Annotated in this window: 20 protein-coding genes; 17 read left to right on the plus strand and 3 right to left on the minus strand. The window is 58.8% G+C overall.

Annotated features, from left to right (window positions below; translation table 11 throughout):
• Positions 1–70 precede the first annotated feature (70 nt).
• A complete protein-coding gene (bioB, locus tag BWR59_RS07375) occupies positions 71–1,126 on the minus strand; it encodes a biotin synthase BioB (RefSeq protein ID WP_081564979.1) in 1,056 nt (351 codons plus the stop codon).
• A 109-nt stretch (positions 1,127–1,235) separates the two neighbouring features.
• Between bioB and BWR59_RS07380 the strand changes: the two genes are divergently transcribed.
• The 5 genes from BWR59_RS07380 (at position 1,236) to rarD (ending at position 7,133) form a co-directional block, all read left to right on the plus strand.
• On the plus strand, positions 1,236–1,970 hold the full coding sequence (locus BWR59_RS07380; protein ID WP_081564980.1) for a ComF family protein: 735 nt from the start codon (positions 1,236–1,238) through the stop codon (positions 1,968–1,970).
• A 156-nt stretch (positions 1,971–2,126) separates the two neighbouring features.
• Positions 2,127–2,891, plus strand: coding sequence for a TOBE domain-containing protein (locus tag BWR59_RS07385; protein ID WP_081564981.1), 765 nt, complete (start codon positions 2,127–2,129; stop codon positions 2,889–2,891).
• A gap of 104 nt (positions 2,892–2,995) precedes the next feature.
• Positions 2,996–4,924: a PhoX family phosphatase gene (locus tag BWR59_RS07390; RefSeq protein WP_081564982.1), complete on the plus strand. Its 1,929-nt coding sequence runs from the start codon at positions 2,996–2,998 to the stop codon at positions 4,922–4,924.
• A 202-nt stretch (positions 4,925–5,126) separates the two neighbouring features.
• Positions 5,127–6,101, plus strand: a complete 975-nt coding sequence (locus tag BWR59_RS07395) for a serine/threonine protein kinase (protein ID WP_081564983.1) — start codon at positions 5,127–5,129, stop codon at positions 6,099–6,101.
• 138 nt (positions 6,102–6,239) lie between these two features.
• Positions 6,240–7,133: an EamA family transporter RarD gene (rarD, locus tag BWR59_RS07400; protein WP_081564984.1), complete on the plus strand. Its 894-nt coding sequence runs from the start codon at positions 6,240–6,242 to the stop codon at positions 7,131–7,133.
• A 97-nt stretch (positions 7,134–7,230) separates the two neighbouring features.
• On the opposite strand, the gene BWR59_RS07405 is transcribed toward rarD, so the two are convergent.
• On the minus strand, positions 7,231–7,749 hold the full coding sequence (locus BWR59_RS07405) for an ACT domain-containing protein (RefSeq protein ID WP_081564985.1): 519 nt from the start codon (positions 7,747–7,749) through the stop codon (positions 7,231–7,233).
• Positions 7,750–8,229: 480 nt separating this feature from the next.
• Between BWR59_RS07405 and BWR59_RS07410 the strand changes: the two genes are divergently transcribed.
• A complete protein-coding gene (locus tag BWR59_RS07410; protein ID WP_081564986.1) occupies positions 8,230–10,407 on the plus strand; it encodes a malate synthase G in 2,178 nt (725 codons plus the stop codon).
• A 54-nt stretch (positions 10,408–10,461) separates the two neighbouring features.
• Here BWR59_RS07410 and BWR59_RS07415 read toward each other — a convergent pair whose 3' ends face one another.
• A complete protein-coding gene (locus BWR59_RS07415) occupies positions 10,462–10,908 on the minus strand; it encodes a response regulator (RefSeq protein ID WP_081564987.1) in 447 nt (148 codons plus the stop codon).
• Between the two features lie 236 nt (positions 10,909–11,144).
• Here BWR59_RS07415 and BWR59_RS07420 point away from each other — a divergent pair, with 236 nt between their 5' ends.
• The 11 genes from BWR59_RS07420 to BWR59_RS07470 all read left to right on the plus strand — a co-directional run bounded on the left by BWR59_RS07420 (position 11,145) and on the right by BWR59_RS07470 (position 22,765).
• The gene (locus BWR59_RS07420) at positions 11,145–13,079 is read left to right on the plus strand and encodes a putative nucleotidyltransferase substrate binding domain-containing protein (protein WP_081564988.1); all 1,935 of its coding nucleotides are present in this window, start codon (positions 11,145–11,147) and stop codon (positions 13,077–13,079) included.
• 10 nt (positions 13,080–13,089) lie between these two features.
• A complete protein-coding gene (locus BWR59_RS07425; RefSeq protein ID WP_081564989.1) occupies positions 13,090–13,809 on the plus strand; it encodes a 3'-5' exonuclease in 720 nt (239 codons plus the stop codon).
• Between the two features lie 314 nt (positions 13,810–14,123).
• Positions 14,124–14,642: an RNA polymerase sigma factor gene (locus BWR59_RS07430; protein WP_081564990.1), complete on the plus strand. Its 519-nt coding sequence runs from the start codon at positions 14,124–14,126 to the stop codon at positions 14,640–14,642.
• A 2-nt stretch (positions 14,643–14,644) separates the two neighbouring features.
• On the plus strand, positions 14,645–15,652 hold the full coding sequence (locus BWR59_RS07435; protein ID WP_178111217.1) for a FecR family protein: 1,008 nt from the start codon (positions 14,645–14,647) through the stop codon (positions 15,650–15,652).
• A gap of 89 nt (positions 15,653–15,741) precedes the next feature.
• A complete protein-coding gene (locus BWR59_RS07440; protein WP_081564992.1) occupies positions 15,742–18,177 on the plus strand; it encodes a TonB-dependent siderophore receptor in 2,436 nt (811 codons plus the stop codon).
• Between the two features lie 84 nt (positions 18,178–18,261).
• The gene (locus tag BWR59_RS07445; protein ID WP_081564993.1) at positions 18,262–19,395 is read left to right on the plus strand and encodes a PepSY-associated TM helix domain-containing protein; all 1,134 of its coding nucleotides are present in this window, start codon (positions 18,262–18,264) and stop codon (positions 19,393–19,395) included.
• Positions 19,392–19,583: a hypothetical protein gene (locus BWR59_RS07450; RefSeq protein ID WP_081564994.1), complete on the plus strand. Its 192-nt coding sequence runs from the start codon at positions 19,392–19,394 to the stop codon at positions 19,581–19,583. The genes BWR59_RS07445 and BWR59_RS07450 overlap by 4 nt, the downstream gene beginning before the upstream one ends.
• Positions 19,584–19,864: 281 nt before the next feature.
• The gene (locus BWR59_RS07455; protein WP_081564995.1) at positions 19,865–20,353 is read left to right on the plus strand and encodes a type VI secretion system tube protein Hcp; all 489 of its coding nucleotides are present in this window, start codon (positions 19,865–19,867) and stop codon (positions 20,351–20,353) included.
• A 13-nt stretch (positions 20,354–20,366) separates the two neighbouring features.
• On the plus strand, positions 20,367–20,855 hold the full coding sequence (locus BWR59_RS07460) for a hypothetical protein (protein WP_081564996.1): 489 nt from the start codon (positions 20,367–20,369) through the stop codon (positions 20,853–20,855).
• The gene (locus BWR59_RS07465; protein ID WP_081564997.1) at positions 20,856–21,116 is read left to right on the plus strand and encodes a hypothetical protein; all 261 of its coding nucleotides are present in this window, start codon (positions 20,856–20,858) and stop codon (positions 21,114–21,116) included.
• A 335-nt stretch (positions 21,117–21,451) separates the two neighbouring features.
• On the plus strand, positions 21,452–22,765 hold the full coding sequence (locus tag BWR59_RS07470; protein WP_081564998.1) for an MFS transporter: 1,314 nt from the start codon (positions 21,452–21,454) through the stop codon (positions 22,763–22,765).
• The last annotated feature ends 65 nt before the right edge of the window (positions 22,766–22,830 follow it).

Below are 22,830 nucleotides of genomic sequence, written 5' to 3' on the forward strand. Positions count from 1 at the left end.
CCTGACGCCTTCGCGAGCAAGCTCCCTCCCACAGGATTTTGCATTTCAATCAGCAGAGTCTGTGACGAGATCAAACCGCCGCGTCGTAGAACATCTCGCTGCTCTTCTGCTCGATCAGCGCCTGCTCGATGGCCGCCTGATGCAATTCATCGGAGTGCTCTTCGCGCGCTTCCGGCTGGATGCCCAAACGGGAGAACAGCAGCATGTCCTTGTCGGCTTGCGGGTTGGCGGTGGTCAACAGCTTGTCGCCGTAAAAGATCGAGTTGGCGCCGGCGAAGAACGCCAGGGCCTGCATCTGATCGTTCATGGCTTCGCGGCCTGCGGAAAGGCGTACGTGGGACTGCGGCATCAGGATGCGCGCCACGGCCAGCATGCGGATGAAGTCGAAAGGATCGACATCCTCGGCGTTCGCCAGCGGCGTGCCCGCAACCTTCACCAGCATGTTGATCGGCACCGACTCAGGGTGCTCTGGCAGGTTAGCCAGTTGAATCAGCAGATTGGCGCGGTCGTCCAGCGACTCGCCCATGCCGAGAATGCCGCCGGAACAGATTTTCATGCCCGCATCACGCACGTACGCCAGGGTCTGCAGACGCTCGCTGTAAGTACGGGTGGTAATGATGCTGGTGTAGAAGTCCGGCGAGGTGTCGAGGTTGTGGTTGTAGTAATCAAGACCCGCGTCAGCCAGTGCCCTGGTCTGATCCTGATCCAGCTTGCCCAGGGTCATGCAGGTTTCCAGGCCCATGGCCTTGACGCCTTTGACCATTTCCAGCACATACGGCATGTCTTTGGCCGACGGGTGCTTCCAGGCGGCGCCCATGCAGAAACGGGTCGAACCAATGGCCTTGGCGCGCGCAGCCTCTTCCAGCACTTGCTGGACCTGCATCAGCTTTTCTTTTTCAAGTCCGGTGTTGTAGTGGCCGGACTGCGGGCAGTACTTGCAGTCTTCAGGGCAGGCGCCTGTCTTGATCGACAGCAGGGTGGAGACTTGAACGCGGTTGGCATCGAAATGAGCGCGGTGCACGGTTTGCGCCTGAAACAACAGGTCATTGAACGGCTGTGTGAACAGTGCCTTGACCTCGGCTAGATTCCAGTCGTGACGCAAAGTGGCATTGATGCTGGCGCTCATGGGCGGCTCCTTGATGTTTTTTGGCGAGTACCCGGGCGGTCAGCTCAATCGGCAAAACCAGAAAGTCCCCAGGCGCAACACGGATGTTCGGCATATTTAAGGAAGAGACATGCCCTGTCAACTGCGCAACGATCATCAGGTTTACATCTGGCTAAAAAACGTACAGATATGTTTGTTGTGCGATGAACGCACCGATTCCCCGACCCCCATCTGCATGGCCTGCGAAAGCGAGCTGCCCTGGCTGATGGATCAATGCGAACGCTGTGCCTTGCCGTTGCCGATGTCCGGCCTGACCTGCGCGCAATGCACCCGGCAGTCGCCCGCGTTCAATGAAGTCGTCGTACCGTGGCTCTACGACTTCCCCATCGACGCGTTGGTCACGCGCTTCAAGCATCAGGGTAAGTGGCCCATCGGGCGCTTGCTCGCCGAACTCCTTGCCCAGACCTTACAGCATCGCTTCGACGAAGGGCTGCAACGCCCGAATGTGATGATCCCCGTACCGCTGGCCAACAGAAGAATGCGTGAGCGCGGCTACAACCAGGCAGCGATGCTCGCCCATTGGCTGGGCAGTTTGCTGCAATTGTCTGTAGACGAAAGAACGGTCAGACGCGTAAAGGAAACGCCCGCGCAACAGGGTCTGGATGCCAAGGCCAGGAAGCGTAATCTGCGTGAAGCGTTCGCGTTGTCCGATTCGGCTTGCGTGGTCGATAAGCATGTCGCCTTGATCGACGATGTGCTGACCACGGGCTCTACCGCTGACACTCTTGCGCGATTGATGATCAGGGCCGGGGCCAGGACGGTGGATGTGTATTGTCTGGCGAGGACGCCTAAGCCTCGGGATTGAATATTCCAGTGATAATCCCCTGTAGCATTCCAGTTTGCCGGCGGTAGCGATGCCACAGACGCTGCCCCCGGCAAGCCGGACTGCTACAGGGCGTCGTGTGGAACCCAAGGAAACTGGCTTACACTCTGCCCTCATCTCCACAAAAAATTGCCGAATATGTCGCTACCCACGTCCCTCACCCAACACATGGTCCGCCGCCCGCATCGCATCGCGCTGTTGCAGCACATTGCCGAGCAAGGCTCGATCACCCGTGCGGCGAAGAGTGCTGGGCTCAGTTACAAGGCTGCCTGGGATGCCATCGACGAGTTGAATAACCTGGCGCAACAACCGCTGGTCGAGCGCAGTGTCGGCGGCCGCGGCGGTGGTGGAGCGAAGCTGTCGGAAGAAGGTGAGCGTGTACTGCGTCTGTATCAACGCTTGCAGGCGTTGCAGACCCAGTTGCTGGAAACGCCGGAAGAGTCGAGCGATCTGGCGCTGCTCAGTCGCCTGATGTTGCGCACCAGCGCACGCAACCAATTGCACGGTCAGGTGGCGAGCATCACCCCGTTTGGTCGCAACGACATGATCAGCTTGAAACTGGCAGGGGGGCTGACGATCGATGCGCAGATCACTCACGACAGCACCCTGCGTCTGGAACTGGAAACAGGTACCGATGTGTTCGCATTGATCAAGGCTAGTTGGCTGGAGTTGCTGGCGCCCGATCAGCCAGTAACAACTGGACACAATTGCCTGGCCGGGCAAATCGAGGAAATTCTCGACGCAGAAGACGGCCCCTGCGAGGTGAGAATTGGCCTTTCAAGCCGCCAGACGTTGTGCGCGCTGGCCGAGCCGGATTATCTCAAGTCCTTGAAACTCAAGGTTGGAAGCGATGTACAGGTGCGGTTCGCACCGTCCTATGTACTGATTGGCACCCCGCTCTAAGTCTTTATCTGTGCCGTATCACAAGGTCAATGCCGTCGCAGGACGGACACAATAGCGTCATCAGGGCTGAATAAGGTTTGCGCCAAAACCGCAGGAAGCCCGTGATGAAACGCTTAGAAGAAAACCAGTCCACCGACCTTGAAACCCTGGTGCAGGAGAACAGCGGCGGCCTGACCCGCCGACGCTTTATCAGCGCAGGCGCCCTGTGCGGTGCCGCGATGTTCCTGGGTGGCAACCTGCTCAGCCGCAGCGTAATGGCTGCCAGTGTCAGCGCGGGTAACAGCACGCTACTCGGCTTCGACAGCATCTCCTCCTCCACGGCCGACGCGATCGCGCTTCCACCGGGCTACAAGTCTTCGGTACTCATCAGCTGGGGTCAGCCGCTTCACGCCAACGGCCCGGCCTTCGACCCGAGCGGCAAAGGAACGGCGAAGGCGCAGGAGCTGCAGTTCGGCGACAACAACGACGGCATGAGCCTGTTCACTTTTCCCGACGACGACGCTGACAACTCCAGCCGCGCGCTGATGGCGATCAACAACGAATACACCAACTACCGTTACTTGTTCGATCACGGCAAGGACCCGCAATCCGCCGAGGATGTGCACAAGGCTTTGGCCAGCGAAGGCGTTTCAGTGATCGAGGTGAAGCGCGACGGCGGTCAGTGGAAATTCGTCCAGGGCTCCAGGTACAACCGGCGCATTCACGGTAATTCGCCAATTCACCTGAGCGGCCCGGCAGCTGGCCATGAATGGCTGAAAACCGCTGCAGACAAGACCGGTAAAAACGTGCTCGGCACCTTCCAGAACTGCGCCAATGGCAAGACGCCATGGCGCACTTATCTGACGTGCGAAGAGAACTTCACTGACTGCTTCGGCAGCAGCGATCCCGCACAGTCATTCGATGCTGCCGCCAAGCGTTACGGCGCGGTCGCGACCAGCAAGGAAGTGAACTGGCACCCGCACGATCCGCGATTCGACTTCGCGAAGAACCCCAATGAATTCAACCGCCACGGCTGGGTGGTGGAAATCGACCCGTTCGACCCGAAGTCCACGCCGGTCAAGCGCACAGCCCTGGGCCGCTTCAAGCATGAAAACGCGGCGATCACCGAGACCAAAGACGGTCGCGTTGTGGTGTACATGGGCGATGACGAACGCGGCGAGTTCATCTACAAGTTCATCAGCCGCGACAAGGTCGATCACAAGAATCCGAAAGCCAACCGCGACATCCTCGACCACGGCACGCTGTACGTAGCGCAGTTCGACAGCGGCGACAGCCACCCGGATCACCCGAAGGGCCAGGGCAAGTGGATCGAACTGACCCACGGCAAAAACGGCATCGATGCCTCTAACGGGTTTGCCAACCAGGCAGAAGTGTTGATTCATGCGCGCATTGCGGCGAGCGTCGTCAAGGCCACGCGCATGGACCGCCCGGAATGGATCGTGGTCAGTCCGAAAGATGGTCAGGTCTATTGCACGCTGACCAACAACGCCAAGCGCGGCGAGGACGGCCAGCCAGTAGGAGGCCCGAACCCTCGGGCGAAAAATCAGTACGGGCAGATTCTGCGCTGGCAGGAAACGGGCTCCGACGCAGCGTCCATGGCGTTCGCCTGGGATCTGTTCGTGGTCGCGGGAAATCCGGGCGTGCATGCCGGCACACCTCAAGGCGGATCGAGCAACATCACCCCGCAGAACATGTTCAACAGTCCGGACGGCCTGGGTTTCGACAAGGCTGGACGGCTGTGGATTCTCACTGATGGCGACTATTCGAACGCAGGTGATTTCGCCGGAATGGGCAACAATCAGATGCTTTGCGCCGATCCGGCCAGTGGCGAAATTCGTCGATTCATGGTCGGGCCGGTAGACTGTGAAGTCACCGGCATCAGTTTCGCGCCGGACCAGAAAGCGCTGTTCGTGGGCATTCAGCATCCGGGTGAGAAAGGCGGCTCGACCTTTCCCGAGCATTTGCCCAGCGGCAAGCCGAGGTCTTCGGTGATGGTGATTACCCGGGAAGATGGTGGCGTGATCGGCGCCTGATTTTTCAATGGAGCCCCTTCGCTGCACCAGTCCGGCTTGTCGGCGGTGACATTCTCAGGATCACAACCGCCGGCAAGCCGGATTGGGACAGGGGTTTGTCGGGCCGCTGCCCCATCTCCCGACAATCCATTGGTCTCATTTCTCTTGCTCTGCGTTACCATGACTGGCCCGACGCGGCAGCCTGCCGCGCGCAGGAGTACGCATGGCCCACCCGTTCGCAACACTCACACCTGACCTTGTGCTGGACGCCGTCGAGAGCATCGGCTTCGTCAGCGACGCCCGGATTCTCGCGCTCAACAGCTACGAGAACCGCGTCTATCAGGTCGGCATCGACGAAAGCCAGCCGCTGATCGCCAAGTTCTACCGGCCCAATCGCTGGACCACCGAAGCCATCCTCGAGGAACACAGCTTCACCGCCGAGCTTGCCGAGGTGGAGATTCCGGTAGTCGCGCCACTTGTACACAACGGCCAGACTCTGTTCGAACACGCGGGCTTTCGCTTCACACTGTTCCCCCGTCGTGGCGGCCGCGCGCCAGAGCCGGGCAATCTCGATCAGCTGTACCGCCTGGGCCAGTTGCTCGGGCGCATTCATGCCGTGGGCGCGACTCGCCCTTTCGAGCATCGCGAAGCGTTAGGCGTGAAAAATTTCGGCCACGACTCGCTCAATTACCTGCTGGAAAACGACGTCATCCCCCGCAGCCTGCTGCCCGCCTACGAGTCGGTCGCCAAGGATCTGCTCAAGCGCGTCGAAGATGCCTACGCCGCCACCCCTCACCAGAACATCCGCATGCACGGGGACTGCCACCCCGGCAACATGATGACCCGCGATGAGATCTTCCACATCGTCGACCTCGATGACTGCCGCATGGGGCCGGCGGTTCAGGACATCTGGATGATGCTGGCAGGTGATCGTCAGGAGTGTCTGAGTCAGTTGTCGGAATTGATGGACGGCTACAACGAATTCCACGATTTCGACCCTCGTGAACTGGCGTTGATCGAACCTCTGCGCGCCTTGCGCCTGCTGCATTACAGCGCCTGGCTCGCACGTCGCTGGGATGACCCGGCGTTCCCGCACAGCTTCTCCTGGTTCGGCACCGAGCGTTATTGGGGCGATCAGGTGCTGGCGCTGCGTGAACAAATGGCCGCGCTTAATGAGGAACCGTTGAAGCTGTTTTGAAATTGCCCGCAAGCCCTGTAGCACTCAGGCTTGCCGGCGGTGACCTTCTCAAGATCGCTGCCGCCGGCCAGCCGGACTGCTACAGAAGTACCGCCCCTCACACCAGAACACACAAAAAAACTTGCCGAAGGACCACCCATGCAAGCTGCCAACCCGCGTCGCGGGTACATTCTGGGCCTGAGCGCCTACATCATCTGGGGACTGTTCCCGATATATTTCAAGCTGCTCTCCTCAGTCCCGGCGCTGGAGATCATCGTCAACCGTGCCATCTGGTCAGCGATCTCCGGCTCTCTGCTACTGCTGGTGTGGAAGCATCCGGGTTGGTGGCGTGAGCTGCGTGACAACCCACAGCGTCTGGCGATTCTGGCAGGTAGCGGCACATTGATCGCCGCCAATTGGCTGATCTACGTGTGGGCGGTGAACAACAACCACATGGTCGAGGCGAGCCTGGGTTATTTCATCAACCCGCTGATCAACGTGATGCTCGGCATGGTTCTGCTGCGTGAGCGGCTGCGCCCGTTGCAGTGGGTCGCGGTGATCCTCGCGCTGATCGGCGTTGCACAGCAGGTCTGGCAAGTCGGCAGCTTGCCCTGGATCTCGCTGGCGCTGGCGTTCAGCTTCGGTTTCTACGGGCTGATCCGCAAACAGGCACCCGTCGCGGCACTGCCGGGGTTGGTGGTGGAGACCTGGATTCTGGTGCCATTGGCGATTGGCTGGCTGCTGTTCAACCCTATGGCCCATAGCGCGCAACCGGAATTCTGGACCACTTCGGAGGCGATCTGGCTGGCGATGGCAGGCCCGGTAACACTCGTGCCGCTGGTTTGTTTCAATGCAGCAGCCCGACACCTGCCCTACGCCACACTGGGCTTTCTGCAGTACATCGCACCGACGCTGGTGCTGTCGCTGGCGGTGCTGATGTTCGGCGAGCACATGCCTTCCGCCACGTTGGTGACCTTCGTATTCATCTGGGTGGGTCTGATCATCTACACCATCGACGGCTGGCTGGCGATGAAACGCCGCGCCGAGCGTTGATCAAAAAACGCACAACTGCTGACAAGCCACGATAAGCGTGGCCTGCAGCAGTTCTCGCGCAGCTTGAGTTGCGTCAGATAAGCCCTGTCTCTGCGGATTACTCATCCGTTTTGAGTTTCAACTCCACCATCAGATCGTCAGCTAGGGTTTCGAGACGCTTCTGCAACACATCCAGCGAGAGCGTCAGCGGCAACCCCAGCAACGCATTGGCACGGAAAAGCGGCTCACTGCTCATGGGCGCAGGTTCGACGTTGGTCACCAGTTGCTCGACATTGACCCCTTGTTCGGTCAGAAGGCGCGTCACGTCCCGCACGATTCCCGGCCGATCGTTGCCCACCAGTTCCATGCTGATCGGTTTCCAGCTGCACGATGCTTCAAGACCGATTTCCGCAAACTGCACACGAATGCCATGGGTCGACAAACCTTGCAGGGCGTCCCTCAACTCGGTGTGGGCCTCGGCGGGAACGCCTATCCGAAGAATCCCGGCAAACTGCCCGGCCATGTGAGTCATGCGGCTTTCCAGCCAATTGCCACCGTGATTTGCAATGCACGATGCGATCTGTTCGACCTGCCCCGGTTTGTCGGGGGCAAATACGGTGACGATAAGATGGTCCACGGTCGACTCCTTTTTTTGCATGTCCGCAGGCGGGATGGCGGCACCTGCGCGGCTGTCGGGCAAGTATAGGCAAGGGTCGGTCGAGCGCCCGACTGCTTCCACGAGAAACAATATGTGTACTATTTCCACAATTCTCTGGAACAATTCACTGTTTTTTTGAGAACATCCGTAACCCCGACGTGACTCATTGTGAAAAACCAGTCGATCGGTGACATATTCAGTCTGATTTTCACACCGCGACTCATCATGTAGTATTCCGCCGCGTTCACTACATAACGTTGGACAGATGCCTGACTGTGCATCGCCGCTCGTTGAAACCTGTTCCGCAAAGCGCACAACGCCTTTCCTTCAGGTCCTCCCGGCCCCGGCCCAGCCGCCAACCATGGCAAGATCTGGCAAGGGTGAGCAGCGATGTCGATGGCTTTAACAAGAGAGCGCTCGAGATTGAAGCGCAGATAGCTGAGCAGAGTGAGGCAAGCAATGACTGAACACGTTCAAGTCGGTGGCCTTAAGGTCGCCAAAGTCCTGCTGGATTTCGTGAACAACGAAGCCCTTCCTGAAACCGGTGTTGAAGCCGCCGCTTTCTGGGCCGGTGCCGACAAGCTGATCCACGAGCTGGCGCCGAAGAACAAAGCCCTACTCGCCAAACGTGACGACTTCCAGGCGCGCATCGATGCCTGGCACCAGTCCAATGCCGGCAAGGCCCACGACGCCGCCGCATACAAAGCTTTCCTGCAGGAAATCGGTTATCTGCTGCCAGAAGCGGCGGACTTCCAGGTCACGACGCAAAACGTTGATGAAGAAATCGCTCGCATGGCCGGCCCGCAGCTGGTCGTGCCTGTAATGAACGCCCGTTTCGCCCTCAACGCTTCGAATGCCCGCTGGGGCTCGCTGTACGACGCGCTGTACGGCACCGATGCCATCAGCGAAGAAGGCGGCGCGGAAAAGGGCAAAGGCTATAACAAGGTTCGCGGCGACAAGGTCATTGCCTTCGCTCGTGCATTCCTCGACGAAGCCGCGCCACTGGCCGCTGGCTCCCATGTCGATTCCACCAGTTACAAAATCGTCGATGGCCTGCTGATCGTCGGTCTCAAGGGCGGCAGCAATACCGGCCTGCGTGACGATGCGCAATTGATCGGCTTCCAGGGTGATGCCTCGGCACCCACCGCGATCCTGCTCAAACACAACGGCTTGCACTTCGAAATCCAGATCGACGCCTCCAGCCCTGTCGGCCAGACCGATGCCGCAGGCGTCAAAGACGTGCTGATGGAAGCGGCACTGACCACCATCATGGACTGCGAAGACTCCATCGCAGCGGTCGATGCCGACGACAAGGTCGTGGTCTACCGCAACTGGCTGGGCCTGATGAAGGGCGACCTGTCCGAGGAAGTCTCCAAGGGCGGTTCGAGCTTCACCCGCACCATGAACCCGGACCGCGTGTACACCTCGCCTAAGGGTGAGCCAGTGACGCTGCACGGTCGTTCGCTGCTGTTCGTGCGTAACGTCGGCCACCTGATGACCATCGACGCAATCCTGGACAACCAGGGCAATGAGGTGCCGGAAGGCATTCTCGACGGTCTGGTGACCAGCCTCGCGGCGATCCACAACCTCAAGGGCAACACGTCGCGCGCCAACAGCCGCGCCGGCTCCATGTACATCGTCAAACCGAAGATGCACGGCCCGGAAGAAGTGGCGTTCACCAACGAGCTGTTCGGTCGGATCGAAGAAGTCCTGAACCTGCCGCGCAACACGCTGAAGGTCGGGATCATGGACGAGGAACGTCGCACGACGATCAACCTCAAGGCCTGTATCAAGGCGGCGAGCGAACGCGTGGTGTTCATCAACACCGGCTTCCTGGACCGCACCGGCGATGAAATCCACACCTCCATGGAAGCAGGCCCGGTCGTGCGCAAGGCGCAGATGAAGGCTGAGAAGTGGATCGGCGCGTACGAAAACTCCAACGTCGATATCGGCCTGAAATGCGGGCTGCAAGGCCGTGCCCAGATCGGTAAAGGCATGTGGGCAATGCCTGACCTGATGGCCGCAATGCTCGAACAGAAAATCGCTCACCCGCTGGCAGGCGCCAACACTGCGTGGGTGCCGTCGCCGACTGCGGCTGCTCTGCATGCGCTGCACTATCACAAGGTCGACGTGTTCGCCCGTCAGGCTGAACTGGCTCAACGCGCAGCGGCGTCGGTCGATGACATCCTGACCATTCCACTCGCGCCGAACACCAACTGGACGCCTGAGGAAATCCAGAACGAACTGGACAACAACTCCCAGGGCATCCTCGGCTACGTGGTGCGCTGGATCGATCAGGGTGTGGGTTGCTCGAAGGTGCCGGACATCAATGACGTCGGCCTGATGGAAGACCGTGCGACGCTGCGCATTTCCAGTCAGCACATTGCCAACTGGTTGCGCCACGGCGTGGTCAACGAGCAGCAAGTGATGGATAGCCTCAAGCGCATGGCGCCGGTGGTGGATCGCCAGAATGCCAATGACGCGCTGTATCGCCCTCTGGCGCCGGACTTCGACAGCAACATCGCCTTCCAGGCGGCGGTCGAACTGGTGATCGAAGGCACCAGGCAGCCTAACGGCTATACCGAGCCGGTGCTGCATCGCCGTCGTCGTGAGTTCAAGGCAAAGAACGGTCTGTAAAAAGCCCCGTTGAACAAAAAGGCGGTGTGTCCCACGACACACCGCCTTTTTTGTTTAGCTCATCCCCAATTCCCGCTTCACCAGCCTTAACAACTGCTTGGTGTTGATCGGCTTGAGCAGAAAGTCCACCACGCTCAAATGCATCGCATCGATGGCATCGCGGACATGCGCATCGCCCGACACGATAATGATCGGCAGCGCTGCACGGTCCGAATCCCGCACTTGCCGGATCAGATCCAGACCATCGCACGGCGCCATGCGCAAATCGGTGATCAGCAACGCGATGGAAGGCCGAGTCTGCAGCAGATGCATCGCGCTGGTACCGCCTGCAGCCGTAATGCAGCTGATGTCGTTGAGACTGAGGATTTCGGCCAATATTTCCCGCGCATCCTTGTCATCGTCGACGATCAGCACCCGTTGTGGCGATTGCGATGGAGGCGCCAGCATCACCTCATTGAGGGCTTCGCGCTCTTCATCACTCAAAATGTCGTGATCGAACATACCCGTCTCATCTTCCTGTCGACTCCCATTCTGACAGCGCAAACAGACTGAATACGCTGCACGCTTTGTCGGCTTCATGCCAGGGCTTGAACCCTACGCAGGAGAGGCGCCGATACGGTATTGATCCCCTCCTTCGATGCTGTCCTGCGGCTCTCTCGTCACCTAAGACTTACGTCCAATGGGCACTGCCCGATAAGCGGTCGACCATGGAGCCATAAAAACAAGTGGTACCGGTCATGAGCAAAGCGGACGCTTTTACCCAGGCAGGAAAAACAGCCGTGTTGCAGAACATCCACGGCACGATGCAATTCCTGCAGAAATTCCCGCCATTCAATCAGATGGAGAATGCCCATCTCGCCTATCTGGTCGAACAATGCCAGCTGCGTTTCTACGCTACGGATGAGAGCATCATCAAGCCTGGCGATGGGCCAGTAGAGCATTTTTATATCGTCAAACAGGGGCGCGTCGTTGGCGAGCGACCTCATTCGGCCAAAGGCGGCACTGAAACCACGTTCGAAATCACCACTGGCGAATGCTTTCCTCTTGCAGCGCTACTGGGCGAGCGCGCCACCCGCACCGAGCATCTGGCGGCCGAAGATACGTTTTGCCTGCAACTTAACAAGCAGGCGTTCATCAAACTGTTCGCGCTCTCCAGCAGCTTCCGCGACTTCGCCCTGCGCGGGGTCAGCAGCCTGCTGGAACAGGTCAATCAGCAAGTAAAGCAGAAGGCGGTTGAAACACTTGGCACCCAGTATTCGCTGAACACTCGCCTAGGCGAACTGGCCATGCGTCACCCGGTGACCTGTTCGCCGGAAACGCCCCTGCGCGAAGCCGTCAAACAGATGGACGAGCAGCAGGTGGGCAGCATCGTGATCGTCGATGAAGCCAAGGCGCCGCTGGGTATTTTCACGCTCCGCGATCTGCGCCAGGTGGTCGCCGATGTGAATGCCGATTTCGGGCAGCCGATCCGGCACAGCATGATTCAGGCACCTTTCTATCTCAGCCCTGATGCCAGCGCATTCGATGCAGCCATCGCCATGACCGAACGGCACATCGCACACGTCTGCCTGGTCAAGGATCAGCGCTTGTGCGGCGTGGTGTCCGAGCGTGATCTTTTCTCGCTGCAACGCGTGGATCTGGTGCACCTGGCCCGGACCATTCGTAGCGCCCCACGCATCGATTCCCTGAGCAACATGCGTGGAGACATCGTGCAACTGGTGGACCGCATGCTGGCCCATGGCGCGTCTTCTACGCAGATCACCCAGATCATCACCCTGCTCAACGATCACATGGTCTGCCGCGTGATCGAACTGGTGCTGGAAGAACGCGGAGATCCCGGCATCCCGTTCAGCTGGCTGTGCTTTGGCAGCGAGGGCCGTCGCGAGCAGACGCTTTATACCGATCAGGACAACGGCATCCTGTTCGAAGCCAAGGACGCCGCTGAGGCTGCCGAAACCCGCGGCCGACTGCTGCCCATCGCCGAGCGTATCAATCAGGGTCTGGCGCTGTGCGGTTTCGCGCTGTGCAAGGGCGGGATCATGGCGAGCAATCCCGAACTGTGCCTGTCGCGGGTCGAATGGGCGCGGCGCTTTGGCTCGTTCATTCGCGAGGCGACCCCGGAAAACCTGCTGTCTTCCAGCATCTATTTCGACCTGCGAGTAGTGTGGGGCGACGAAACCGGCGGCGAACAGTTGCGCCAGAGTATTCTGGCGCAGGTCGCCGACAACAAATTGTTCCAGCGCATGATGGCCGACAACGCTCTGCGCCAGCGCCCGCCGGTGGGGCGGTTCAAGGATTTTTTGGTAGCGCGCAAAGGCAGCGAAAAGGACACGCTCGACCTCAAGACCCAAGGCCTGACGCCTTTCGTTGACGGTGCTCGACTATTGGCGCTGGCCAATGGCGTGGCGGCGAACAACACCCTGGAACGCCTGCGCCAGCTGGTGACCAAAGAAGTCATCGACCCACTGGATGGCGCAGCCTACGAAGAGGCCTACCACTTCATCCAGCAGACCCGCATGCAACAGCATCAACAACAGAGCCGGCAGAATCTGCCCTACTCCAATCGCATCGATCCTGATGTGCTTAACCATCTGGATCGGCGGATTCTCCGCGAGTCGTTCCGCCAGGCCCAGCGCCTGCAAACCAGCCTGACCGTGCGTTATCAACTTTAAGCGACAGAACATGAACCTGTTTCAATGGCTCAAGCCGCCCCGGCGCGCCAAAGCGCCGGACATGACACTTGAACAGTTGCAGCGCCTTGGCGAATTGCCGCGCGCCGCTGCCCTGAATGAAAACCCGCTGCGCCAGCAACGCTGGGTGGTGCTGGATCTGGAAACCAGCGGCCTGAACATGAGCCGCGACGAAGTGTTGTCCATTGGTGCGGTGGTGATCGAAGACGGGGCCATCGACCTCGGTCAGCAATTCGAGCGCACTTTGCTGCGCCCCGATCACAAACTCAGCCCCAGTGTGTTGATTCATGGGCTGGGGCCGAGCGCGATTGCGGCGGGCAGTGAGCCTGTCGAGGCGTTGCTCGACTTCATGGAGTTTGTGGGTGACTCCCCCTTATTGGCATTTCATGCGCCGTTCGACCAACACATGATTGGCCGTGCATTAAAGGAAAGCCTGGGCTATCGCTTGCAACATTCGTTTCTGGACGTAGCGGAAATCGCGCCGCTGCTGTGTCCGCAAGCGTGCTTGCGTCAGGCGGGGCTCGACGACTGGACCGTTTTTTTTGGCCTGCAGGCTGAAGAACGCCATCACGCCAGCGCCGATGCGTTGGTGACGGCAGAACTGGCGTTGATCCTCTTCAGCCACGCGCGAAAGCAGGAAATGGACAGCCCGGCCCGACTGGAACAGTGTCTGGCCAAATGGCGGCGCAGGCAGCAATCGCACTCGTTTTGATCGGCTGACTTCTGTAGCCCTGACGCAACGTGAGCCCTGCGGGAGGGAGCTTGCTCGCGAAGACGTCCCTGCATGCGCCGCCGCTTCATCGGCTGGCCGGCAGTATTCGCCAGCAAGCTCCCTCACACTGGAACCGTGCTCCAACCGACAATTTCGCCACTTCAAAATCCGTGTCCCTACAGGCGATATGAACCATTCCCTACATAAATCCAACCGTTCGGCTCCTTCCTATAAGGACCAATTGCCAGCACTCATTCCCTCTGACACAATCGCGAATAGTTCTCGTTAGTTACTTTGTTCTCTTCGGTGCGTACGTGTCGTCATTTCAAAGCCCTCAAAACCAGCTTGTCGGAACGCTCTATCGCGACCATCGCAGCTGGCTGCTGGTCTGGCTGAAACGCAATGTCGCCTGCCCGCACCGCGCCGAAGACCTGAGTCAGGACACGTTCATTCGCCTGCTGGGGCGCGATCAGTTGATCGAGCCCCGCGAGCCGCGTGCGTTTCTGGTTCAAGTGGCCAAAGGCTTGCTGTTCGACTACTTCCGTCGCGCTGCGCTGGAACAGGCATACCTCACCGAATTGATGCTGATCCCCGAAGGCGAGCAGCCTTCCCTTGAGCAGCAGCAACTCATTCTTGAAGACCTTAAATCAATCGACCGCATGCTCGGCAAGCTGTCGAGCAAGGCGCGCTCGGCCTTCCTGTACAACCGTCTGGATGGCATGGGCCACGCTGAAATCGCTGAAAAGCTCGGCGTTTCCGTCCCGCGCGTGCGCCAGTATCTGGCTCAGGGCATGCGTCTGTGCTACATCGCCCTGTATGGCGAGCCGACATGAGCATTCCGACTCGCCCGGTCTCATCGCAGGTGCTGGACGCTGCCATCGCCTGGCAGCTGTGTCTGGACTGCGGGCAAGGCAGCGAAGCCGAACGCGAAGAGTTCGCCAAGTGGTACGTCGCCAGCGAAGAACACGCCCGCGCCTGGATGCAGCTTGGCATGCTCGATCAGCGTTTTGTCGGCACCACCGGACCGGCGCGCTCGGCCCTGCTGCGTTCGCGCGAGAGCATGGGGCGTCAGGTACGCAAGTTCGGGCGGGGCGTGGCCGGAGTCGCGCTGGCGTTGGGGCTGACGGTATTTCTCGGCGATCACTATCTGCCGGTGAATTACTGGCTGGCCGACCAACGCACTGCGACAGGCGAGCAACGCACCATTCGGCTGGCGGACAACACGCTGATTCGCCTGAACACCCACAGCGCACTGGATGTGCGATTCGATGGCAAGCAGCGTCGGGTCATTCTTCAGGAAGGCGAAATTCTCGTCGAAACCGGCAGCCACGACGATCCGCGTCCTTTCATCGTCGAAACCGATGAAGGGCAAATGCGGGCGCTGGGTACGAAGTTTCTGGTCAAGCGGCAAGACGACGGCACTCTGTTGAGCGTTCTGCAATCGGCGGTCGCGGCACACCCCCAGGCCGCCGGCAGCGAGATGATCCTGCATGAAGGTCAGCAGATGCTGATCCAACGCCACAGCCTTGGCCCGATGCTTGCGCTCGCACCGGGTGCCGACGCGTGGACCCGAGGCATGCTGGTGGTGGAAAACGCGCCGCTTAAAGACGTGATTGCAGAGCTGGGACGCTATCGTCAGGGCCATCTGGGCGTCGCGTCGGACGTCGCCGACCTGCGTATCACTGGCAGCTTCCCGCTGAACGATACCGATCTTGCCCTCAAGGCGCTGATGCCGACCCTGCCGGTCGCAATCGAGCAGCGTACGCATTGGTGGGTGACGGTGGTTGCCAGCGCCGGCAAGCCCGCTGACAACATCGAAGCTGCGAAAGCCGCAAAATTGTAAATCTAAATTATTTTCGATTCGGCCCTATCACTTTTCAAATCTCGTTCGGCACATAGGCATTGAGAACAATTTCGACTCAGGAGCCGCCCATGTCCCGCACGCTTCAAACCCTTCTGCGACCGAGCCTGCTGGCCGTCGCTGTCGCCGTTGCCGCGCCGCTGGCTAGCACGCAACTGCTGGCGGCAGCCCAAGCCTCCAGCGTGCGCGCGTACAACCTGCCCGCAGCCTCGCTGTCGACCACGCTGACCCAGATCGCCAGCCAGGCCGGCATTGCGCTGTCACTGGATCCTTCGCTGGCGGCCGGTCGTACTTGCGCGCCGGTTCAGGGCGAGTTCGACGCGCCGGGCGCCATGGCGCAAGCGCTGCGCGGCACCGGTTTGCAGCTGAGCCAGACTTCAGCGGGCACCTACAGCCTGGTCGCGGCACCGGAAGGCGTGATGGCGCTGCCAGAAACCAGCATTCAGGGGCGTCAGGACAACCTGGAAACGGCATGGGGACCGACCGAGGGTTATACCGCTACTCGTACCGCTGCCGGAACCAAAACTGATACCGCATTGGTTGAGGCGCCACGTTCGATCTCGGTTGCAACACGCCAGCAGATGCAGGATCGGGGCGTCCAGAATCTTGATGACGCAGTGAGATACATGCCAGGTATCGTCTCCAGCAGTTTCGGCAGCGATACCCGTGCTGACTGGTTGCGCGTCCGTGGCTTCGAACCCACTCAGTTCCTTGACGGCCTGCCGCTGGCGAAGGGCGTATACGCAAACCCCAAACTCGAAACGTGGGATCTGGAGCGTGTCGCTTTGCTGCGTGGCCCTGCATCTTCGGTGTATGGCCAGACACCTCCTGGCGGACTGCTCGACATGGTTAGCCGTCGCCCACAAGCTGAAGAAAGCCATGAAGTCGAATTGCAATATGGCAGCGACAACCATCGCCAGATAAGTTTCGACAGCACTGGCAAAATTGATGACGCTGATAACTTTGAATACCGCGTCAGCGGCGTGGTTCGTGACAGCGGCACCCAAGTCGACCACATCGACAACAAGCGATACAACATTGCGCCGAGTTTGACCTGGAACATTGATCCAGACACCAAGCTGACCCTCCTCAGCCAGTTCACTCGCGACGATACCGGCATCACCAGTCAGTTCCGACCGGTTCAAGGCACCCGGATTCATATGCCGTTCGGCGAAATTTCACACCACAAGAATCTTGGCGATCCAGACTGGGAATACTACGACCGGACGTACTACGCGTTGGGCTATGCCTTTGAGCACCGCTTTAACGACACGTGGCAGTTCCGTCAAAATCTGCGATATACCAAGTCTGACTTGTCGTTCCAGGCAATCACACCCGGCGCTTACCCGTTCACACAAGTCGACGCCGACGGTAACCTGGCGTCGCGCAGCACTACCAGCACAGACGAAGACATCTCTCAGTTCGCGCTAGACAACAATCTGCAGGGTGACTTCAACACCGGCGACATTGCCCATACCTTACTGATCGGTCTGGATCATCAACGCATCAACACCAATTACCTGTCGATCTTTGGTACCGCACCCGGTGTCAACGTCAACAATCCTGTGTATGGCCTTCCTATTACTCGGCCGGCACGTTCTACAGCGTTCTACGATTACGATCAGAAATCGACACAGACTGGCGCATACGTCCAGGATCAAATGGCTCTGGATCATTGGCGCCTGACGCTGGGGGGTCGCGAAGACTGGGTTCACACTGGTACCAAGTTTTTCAATCAGGGTGATGCAACCAATACCGAGCGCGATAAGAATTTCAGTGGCAACGCGGCGATCAGCTACGTCTTCGATTCTGGCTTCGTACCTTACTTGTCCTACGCCGAGTCTTTCCAGCCAACGAGTAACGCCACCGCATCCCCAACCGACTCGTTCAAACCAACAGAAGGCAAGCAGTGGGAACTTGGGATCAAATATCAACCGCCAGGTACCAACACCCTGCTCAGCGCAGCAATTTATGATCTGACGCAAAAGAACGTGTCGGTATCAACGACTAACAGCGATAACGTCTCGATCACCAGCCAGACCGGCGAAGTAAAGGTCAAAGGGCTGGAATTGGAGGCCGTCTCTGACGTGACTGACAATCTGAAGGTTATAGCCTCTTACACTCTTGCCAAATCTGAGGTGCAAAAAGGCGATTTCAAAGGCAACCGCTTGCAGCTGATGCCTGAACAGCAAGCTTCATTGTGGAGCGACTACACCTGGCATGAAGGGGCATTGGATGGCTTCGGCATCGGCGCCGGTGTGCGCTACACCGGCAATACTTACGGGGACCAAGCGAACACTAACCTGGGCAAGGCATATGCCTACACTGTGTTCGATGCCGCAGTGCATTACGATCTCGGCCGCGTGATCAATACACTGAAAGGCACCACTGTGGCGGTCAAGGCGACCAATCTGTTCGACAAGGACTACATCTCCACCTGCGACAGCTTTTACTGTTACTACGGCGACCAGCGCAGTGTCGTTGCCAGCGTGAACTACAAATGGTAATCGTTTAAACTCTCAACGCTGAAAAAACAAGGGCCGCTTTTCACAGCGGCCCTTTTTGCTTTCGTTCAACCCGGAACACGCCACATGAAGAGCCAAACCATCCGTCGCTGGTCGTTCATCCACACGTGGAGCAGCCTTATCTGCACGCTGTTTCTGTTGATGCTGGCGGTCACCGGATTACCGCTGGTGTTTCACCACGAGATCGAGCATCTGCTCGGCGACGCCCCGGAACTCAGGGAGATGCCGGCCAACACGCCGCGCATGGACTTGCAGCAGCTGGTGAAAGCTGCCGAGGCGCATCGTCCGGGTGAAGTGGTTCAGTACTTCGGCTGGGACGAAGACGAACCTAACGGCATGTATGCGTTCATGGGCAAGATTGCGGGTGGCGATCCCAATGACACACACACATTCATGCTCGATTCCCGGAGCGGTGAAGCCGTGGAAACGCCGTCAGCCAACGGCGGTTTCATGAATATCATGCTGCGCCTGCACGTGGACATGTACGCCGGGCTGCCCGGAAAGCTGCTGTTGGCCTTCATGGGGCTGCTTTTTGTATTAGCGATTGTTTCGGGTGTGGTGCTGTATGCACCATTCATGCGCCGACTGGATTTCGCCACCGTCCGCCCGAACAAATCGACGCGCGTGCGCTGGCTCGACCTACATAACCTTATCGGGGTAGTCACCCTGACCTGGGCATTCGTGGTCGGCTTGACCGGCGTGCTCAATGCCTGCGCGGATCTGGTCATCGCCCAATGGCGCAACGATTCTCTGGCTGCCATGGTCGCCCCTTATAAAAACGCCCCGCCCCTGACCAATCGCGCGCCGGCAAGCAATCTGCTGGAAATCGCCAAAACCACTGTGCCGGGCTCAGAGCCATCGTTCATCGCCTTCCCGGGCTCGCGCTTTTCCAGCGAGCACCACTATGCAGTCTTCATGAAGGGCAGCACTCACCTGACCTCGCACCTACTGACGCCCGTGTTGATCGACGCCGAGAACCTGAAGGTCACCGCCATCGTCAGCAGCCCTTGGTACATGGACGCGTTGCTTCTCTCGCAACCGCTGCACTTCGGCGATTACGGCGGCATGCCGATGAAGATCCTCTGGGGCGTACTGGATGTGCTGACCATTATCGTATTGGGCAGCGGGGTCTATCTCTGGTGGGTGCGCCGTCGCGCCGCTGCGACGGTCAATGTTCGTCAGGCGGTGGAGGCGGCATGACCCGGCACAAAAAGCATTCGGCGTTCTGGAAGACCTTCGCCAAGCCGACCTGGATTGCAGCCCTGACAGCGGTTGGCCTGTTCGCCGCGCTGTTAGGCGATGATGGCTGGGATGTCCTGTCCTGGGTGGGCATGGCGATTCCGGCGTGGCTGAGCATCAAGGGCTTGATGGTGCGGCGCCGGGTTTGATCAAACGGTTACCGCATTTCCACTGCCCCATTTCGACCTTTCTGCTGAGAACCCACTCACGCATCTGTAGGAGATGCGCACACCTGCGCAGTGAAATCTCTTTGTTTGCCTGAGTCTCGCTTACAACCATGTCGAACACGTCTGTAAGAAACTTCCTCCAAAGCGCTGGCGGAATTCCCGCACACTCCTGCTCAAATCCCGTCCCAACAAACAGGTTATCTCTCCGATGATCGGTGTTCAGCCGTGACAGGCAACCACACTACCGATCAGGAGAGAACACCATGGCGCTCGACGCATTTTTGAAGATTGAAGGCATCCCTGGCGAATCGCTGGATGAGCAGTGCAAAGACTGGATTGAAATCACCGGCTATTCGTTCGGCAGCTATCAGAGCGCGTCCGTGACGGCCAGCACTGCAGGTGGCGCGACCTCCGGGCGCACCACACTCAGCAACCTCACGCTGACCAAGATGCTCGACAAGTCGAGCTGCAAACTGATGGCAGCGAACTGCGCTGGACAGCATTTCAAGGAGGTCAAGCTGTCCGTTCACCGTGCAGGGGGCGACAAGATGAAGTTCTACGAAATCATCCTCGAAGAAGTGATCATTGCCGAATACAACCAGAACGCCAACGACGGCATCCCCACCGAACTCATTCAACTCAATTACGGCCGTATTCGCTCTACGTACACCATGCAAAAAAGAAACGACGGCAGCGGGGCCGGCAGTGTAACGGGCGGATGGGACAGGATCGGCAATAAGGAATATTGCTGAGAGGGGACGTGCCATGGAATTTGAACGTACCCAACACGTCGGCCATTACGGTGTCGTGCTTACACTTATCCACTTCACCGTGGGGCCTGGCGACGCCGCATCGTTGAGAACACTCAAGTTGCCGGAGATAAGCAAGGGTAGTTATGAGGTTACCCGGCTGCTTGAGGAAACCTACGATCGAATGCTTGCACAGGGACGGCCTTGTCGGATGGTGCTGGCGGTGTCTAATCGTCTTAGCAGGAAGACTGCCGATCTATTAAATGATCAACGGGTGAGAGTGGGTGGCGTCGTGTCCTCCCTGAGCGGCAAAGCTGTTTCAGAGGTGTTCGGTCCGTTAGTCGGAGGGATGGCGGGCATGTTTTCAGGGGGGAAGGCCCGACAAGGAATTCCGACCTACCACGTCGGTGATGTAATAGTCAGTATCGACGCTCAAGTCGCAGGAGGTATTGGCCCTCAGAGATCCTCGTCAGCATTGCTGCTTAAAAACAACGGTGATGGCTAGATGGCGTTTTATATCTCGTTAATCATCGTCGCGGCTGCCATCTGGAGCGCCTGTCGAATCACAAGGCGCTGGCGGTATCAGTGGGTGCTCGGCCTCGCCATCATCGTCTTCTGGTTTTCTTACGTTGTCCCTTGGGTCGTGAGAGCGGAAGCAATTGAAGATGAGCAATTTCTTGATTATGAAATATTGCTCGAAGGCCTTCTCTACGTAGGGCTGGGATTACTGGGCGACAACTGGTGGCGTGACGACGAGCCGAAGTAGCGAATCGCACTGCCAGCCTCATCAGCAATCTGGCTTGTCCTACGCTCCCTCCACGCGCGGGACAAGCACAACGCGCGGCTGAAGTCATCATACGACTTTCCAGCAATTACCATATTCAGCAAGCCTGCCGCCTTCCTCTCCAAACGCTCACGATTCCATAGCCACCAGACACCCGAAGCCGGCCCTGCTCGTGACAATCCAGTTACATATAGAAATACAATCGCCATTCAAGGCTATTCCCATTGACAACAAAACGTGCGTTTGCCTAAATCCACAGTCGTACGACGACGTATAACGCTCGCCGCTGAATAAAAACAATATCAAGAGTGGATTCGATGAAAATCAAAGGCATCCGTTGGTGGATGGTCGCGCTGATTACCGGTGGCATGATCGTCAACTACCTCGCTCGCAACACCCTCTCCGTGGCCGCTCCGACCATGATGAGCGAGCTGAACATCTCGACCGAACAATACTCACACGTCGTCATCGCCTGGCAGATGGGCTATGCCTTCATGCAGCCAGTCGCCGGCTACGTGATCGACGCCATCGGCACAAAAATCGGTTTCGCTGTTTTTGCGGTCGCCTGGTCGATTGCCTGCGCTTCGGCGGCCATGGCAACGGGATGGCAAAGCCTGGCATTTCTGCGCAGTCTGTTGGGCATCACTGAAGCGGCGGGCTTCCCCGCTGCGATCAAAGCAACCACTGAATGGTTTCCAGCCAAGGAACGTTCAGTCGCGATCGGCTGGTTCAACATTGGCTCGTCCATTGGCGCACTGCTGGCCCCACCCTTGGTCGTGTGGGCCATCCTGCACAGTGGCTGGGAAGTCGCCTTTATCATTGTTGGCGCGCTGGGACTGTTGTGGACGGCCGGCTGGCTGTTCTTTTACAAGCATCCACTCAATCAGCGCCTGCTCGGTGATGCCGAGCGCGACTACATCCTGGCCGGACAGGAATCCCATCTGAAGGACGCCCCAAGCAAACGCGCCAGCTGGAAGAAGATCGTCGGTACACGCAACTTCTACGCAATCGCCTCTGCGCGCATGCTGTCGGAGCCGGCATGGCAGACCTTCAACGCCTGGATCCCGCTGTACCTGATGACCGAACGACACATGAACATCAAGGAGATCGCGATGTTCGCCTGGCTGCCTTTTCTGGCAGCGGACATTGGCTGTGTGCTCGGTGGCTACCTGAGCCCGTTCTTCTACAAGCACTTCAAGGTGTCGCTACTGACCTCCCGCAAAATGGTCATGGTCCTTGGCTCACTGTGCATGATCGGCCCCGGCTGCATCGGCCTGGTCGACAGCCCCTATGTAGCGATCGCCTTGTTGTGTGCTGGCGGCTTTGCCCACCAGACGCTTTCCGGCGCGCTGTACGCCATTACCTCCGACTCGTTCGGCAAGAATGAGGTGGGCACCGCGACGGGTCTGGGCGGCATGTTCGGGTTCCTCGGTGCAGCGTTGTTCACACTGGTACTCGGGATCATGGTGACCAAGGTCGGATACAGCCCGCTGTTCGTGGCCTTGGCGGCGTTTGATATCGTCGCAGCCATCATCATCTGGTTCGTCACCAAACCGCTTGCCACGCCGGTCTCCACACAGTCGTCCGGCGATGCGTCGGCCGAGTCGGGAGGCGTCGTGCCGACGGCGTGAAACAGAGAGACGATATTGCTTAGCGTTCAGGCCCTGACTAGTCTTAGGGCCTGTCCGAACAGAGG

This window comes from Pseudomonas sp. Bc-h (assembly GCF_002080045.1).
In the GTDB taxonomy this organism is placed as follows: Bacteria; Pseudomonadota; Gammaproteobacteria; order Pseudomonadales; family Pseudomonadaceae; genus Aquipseudomonas.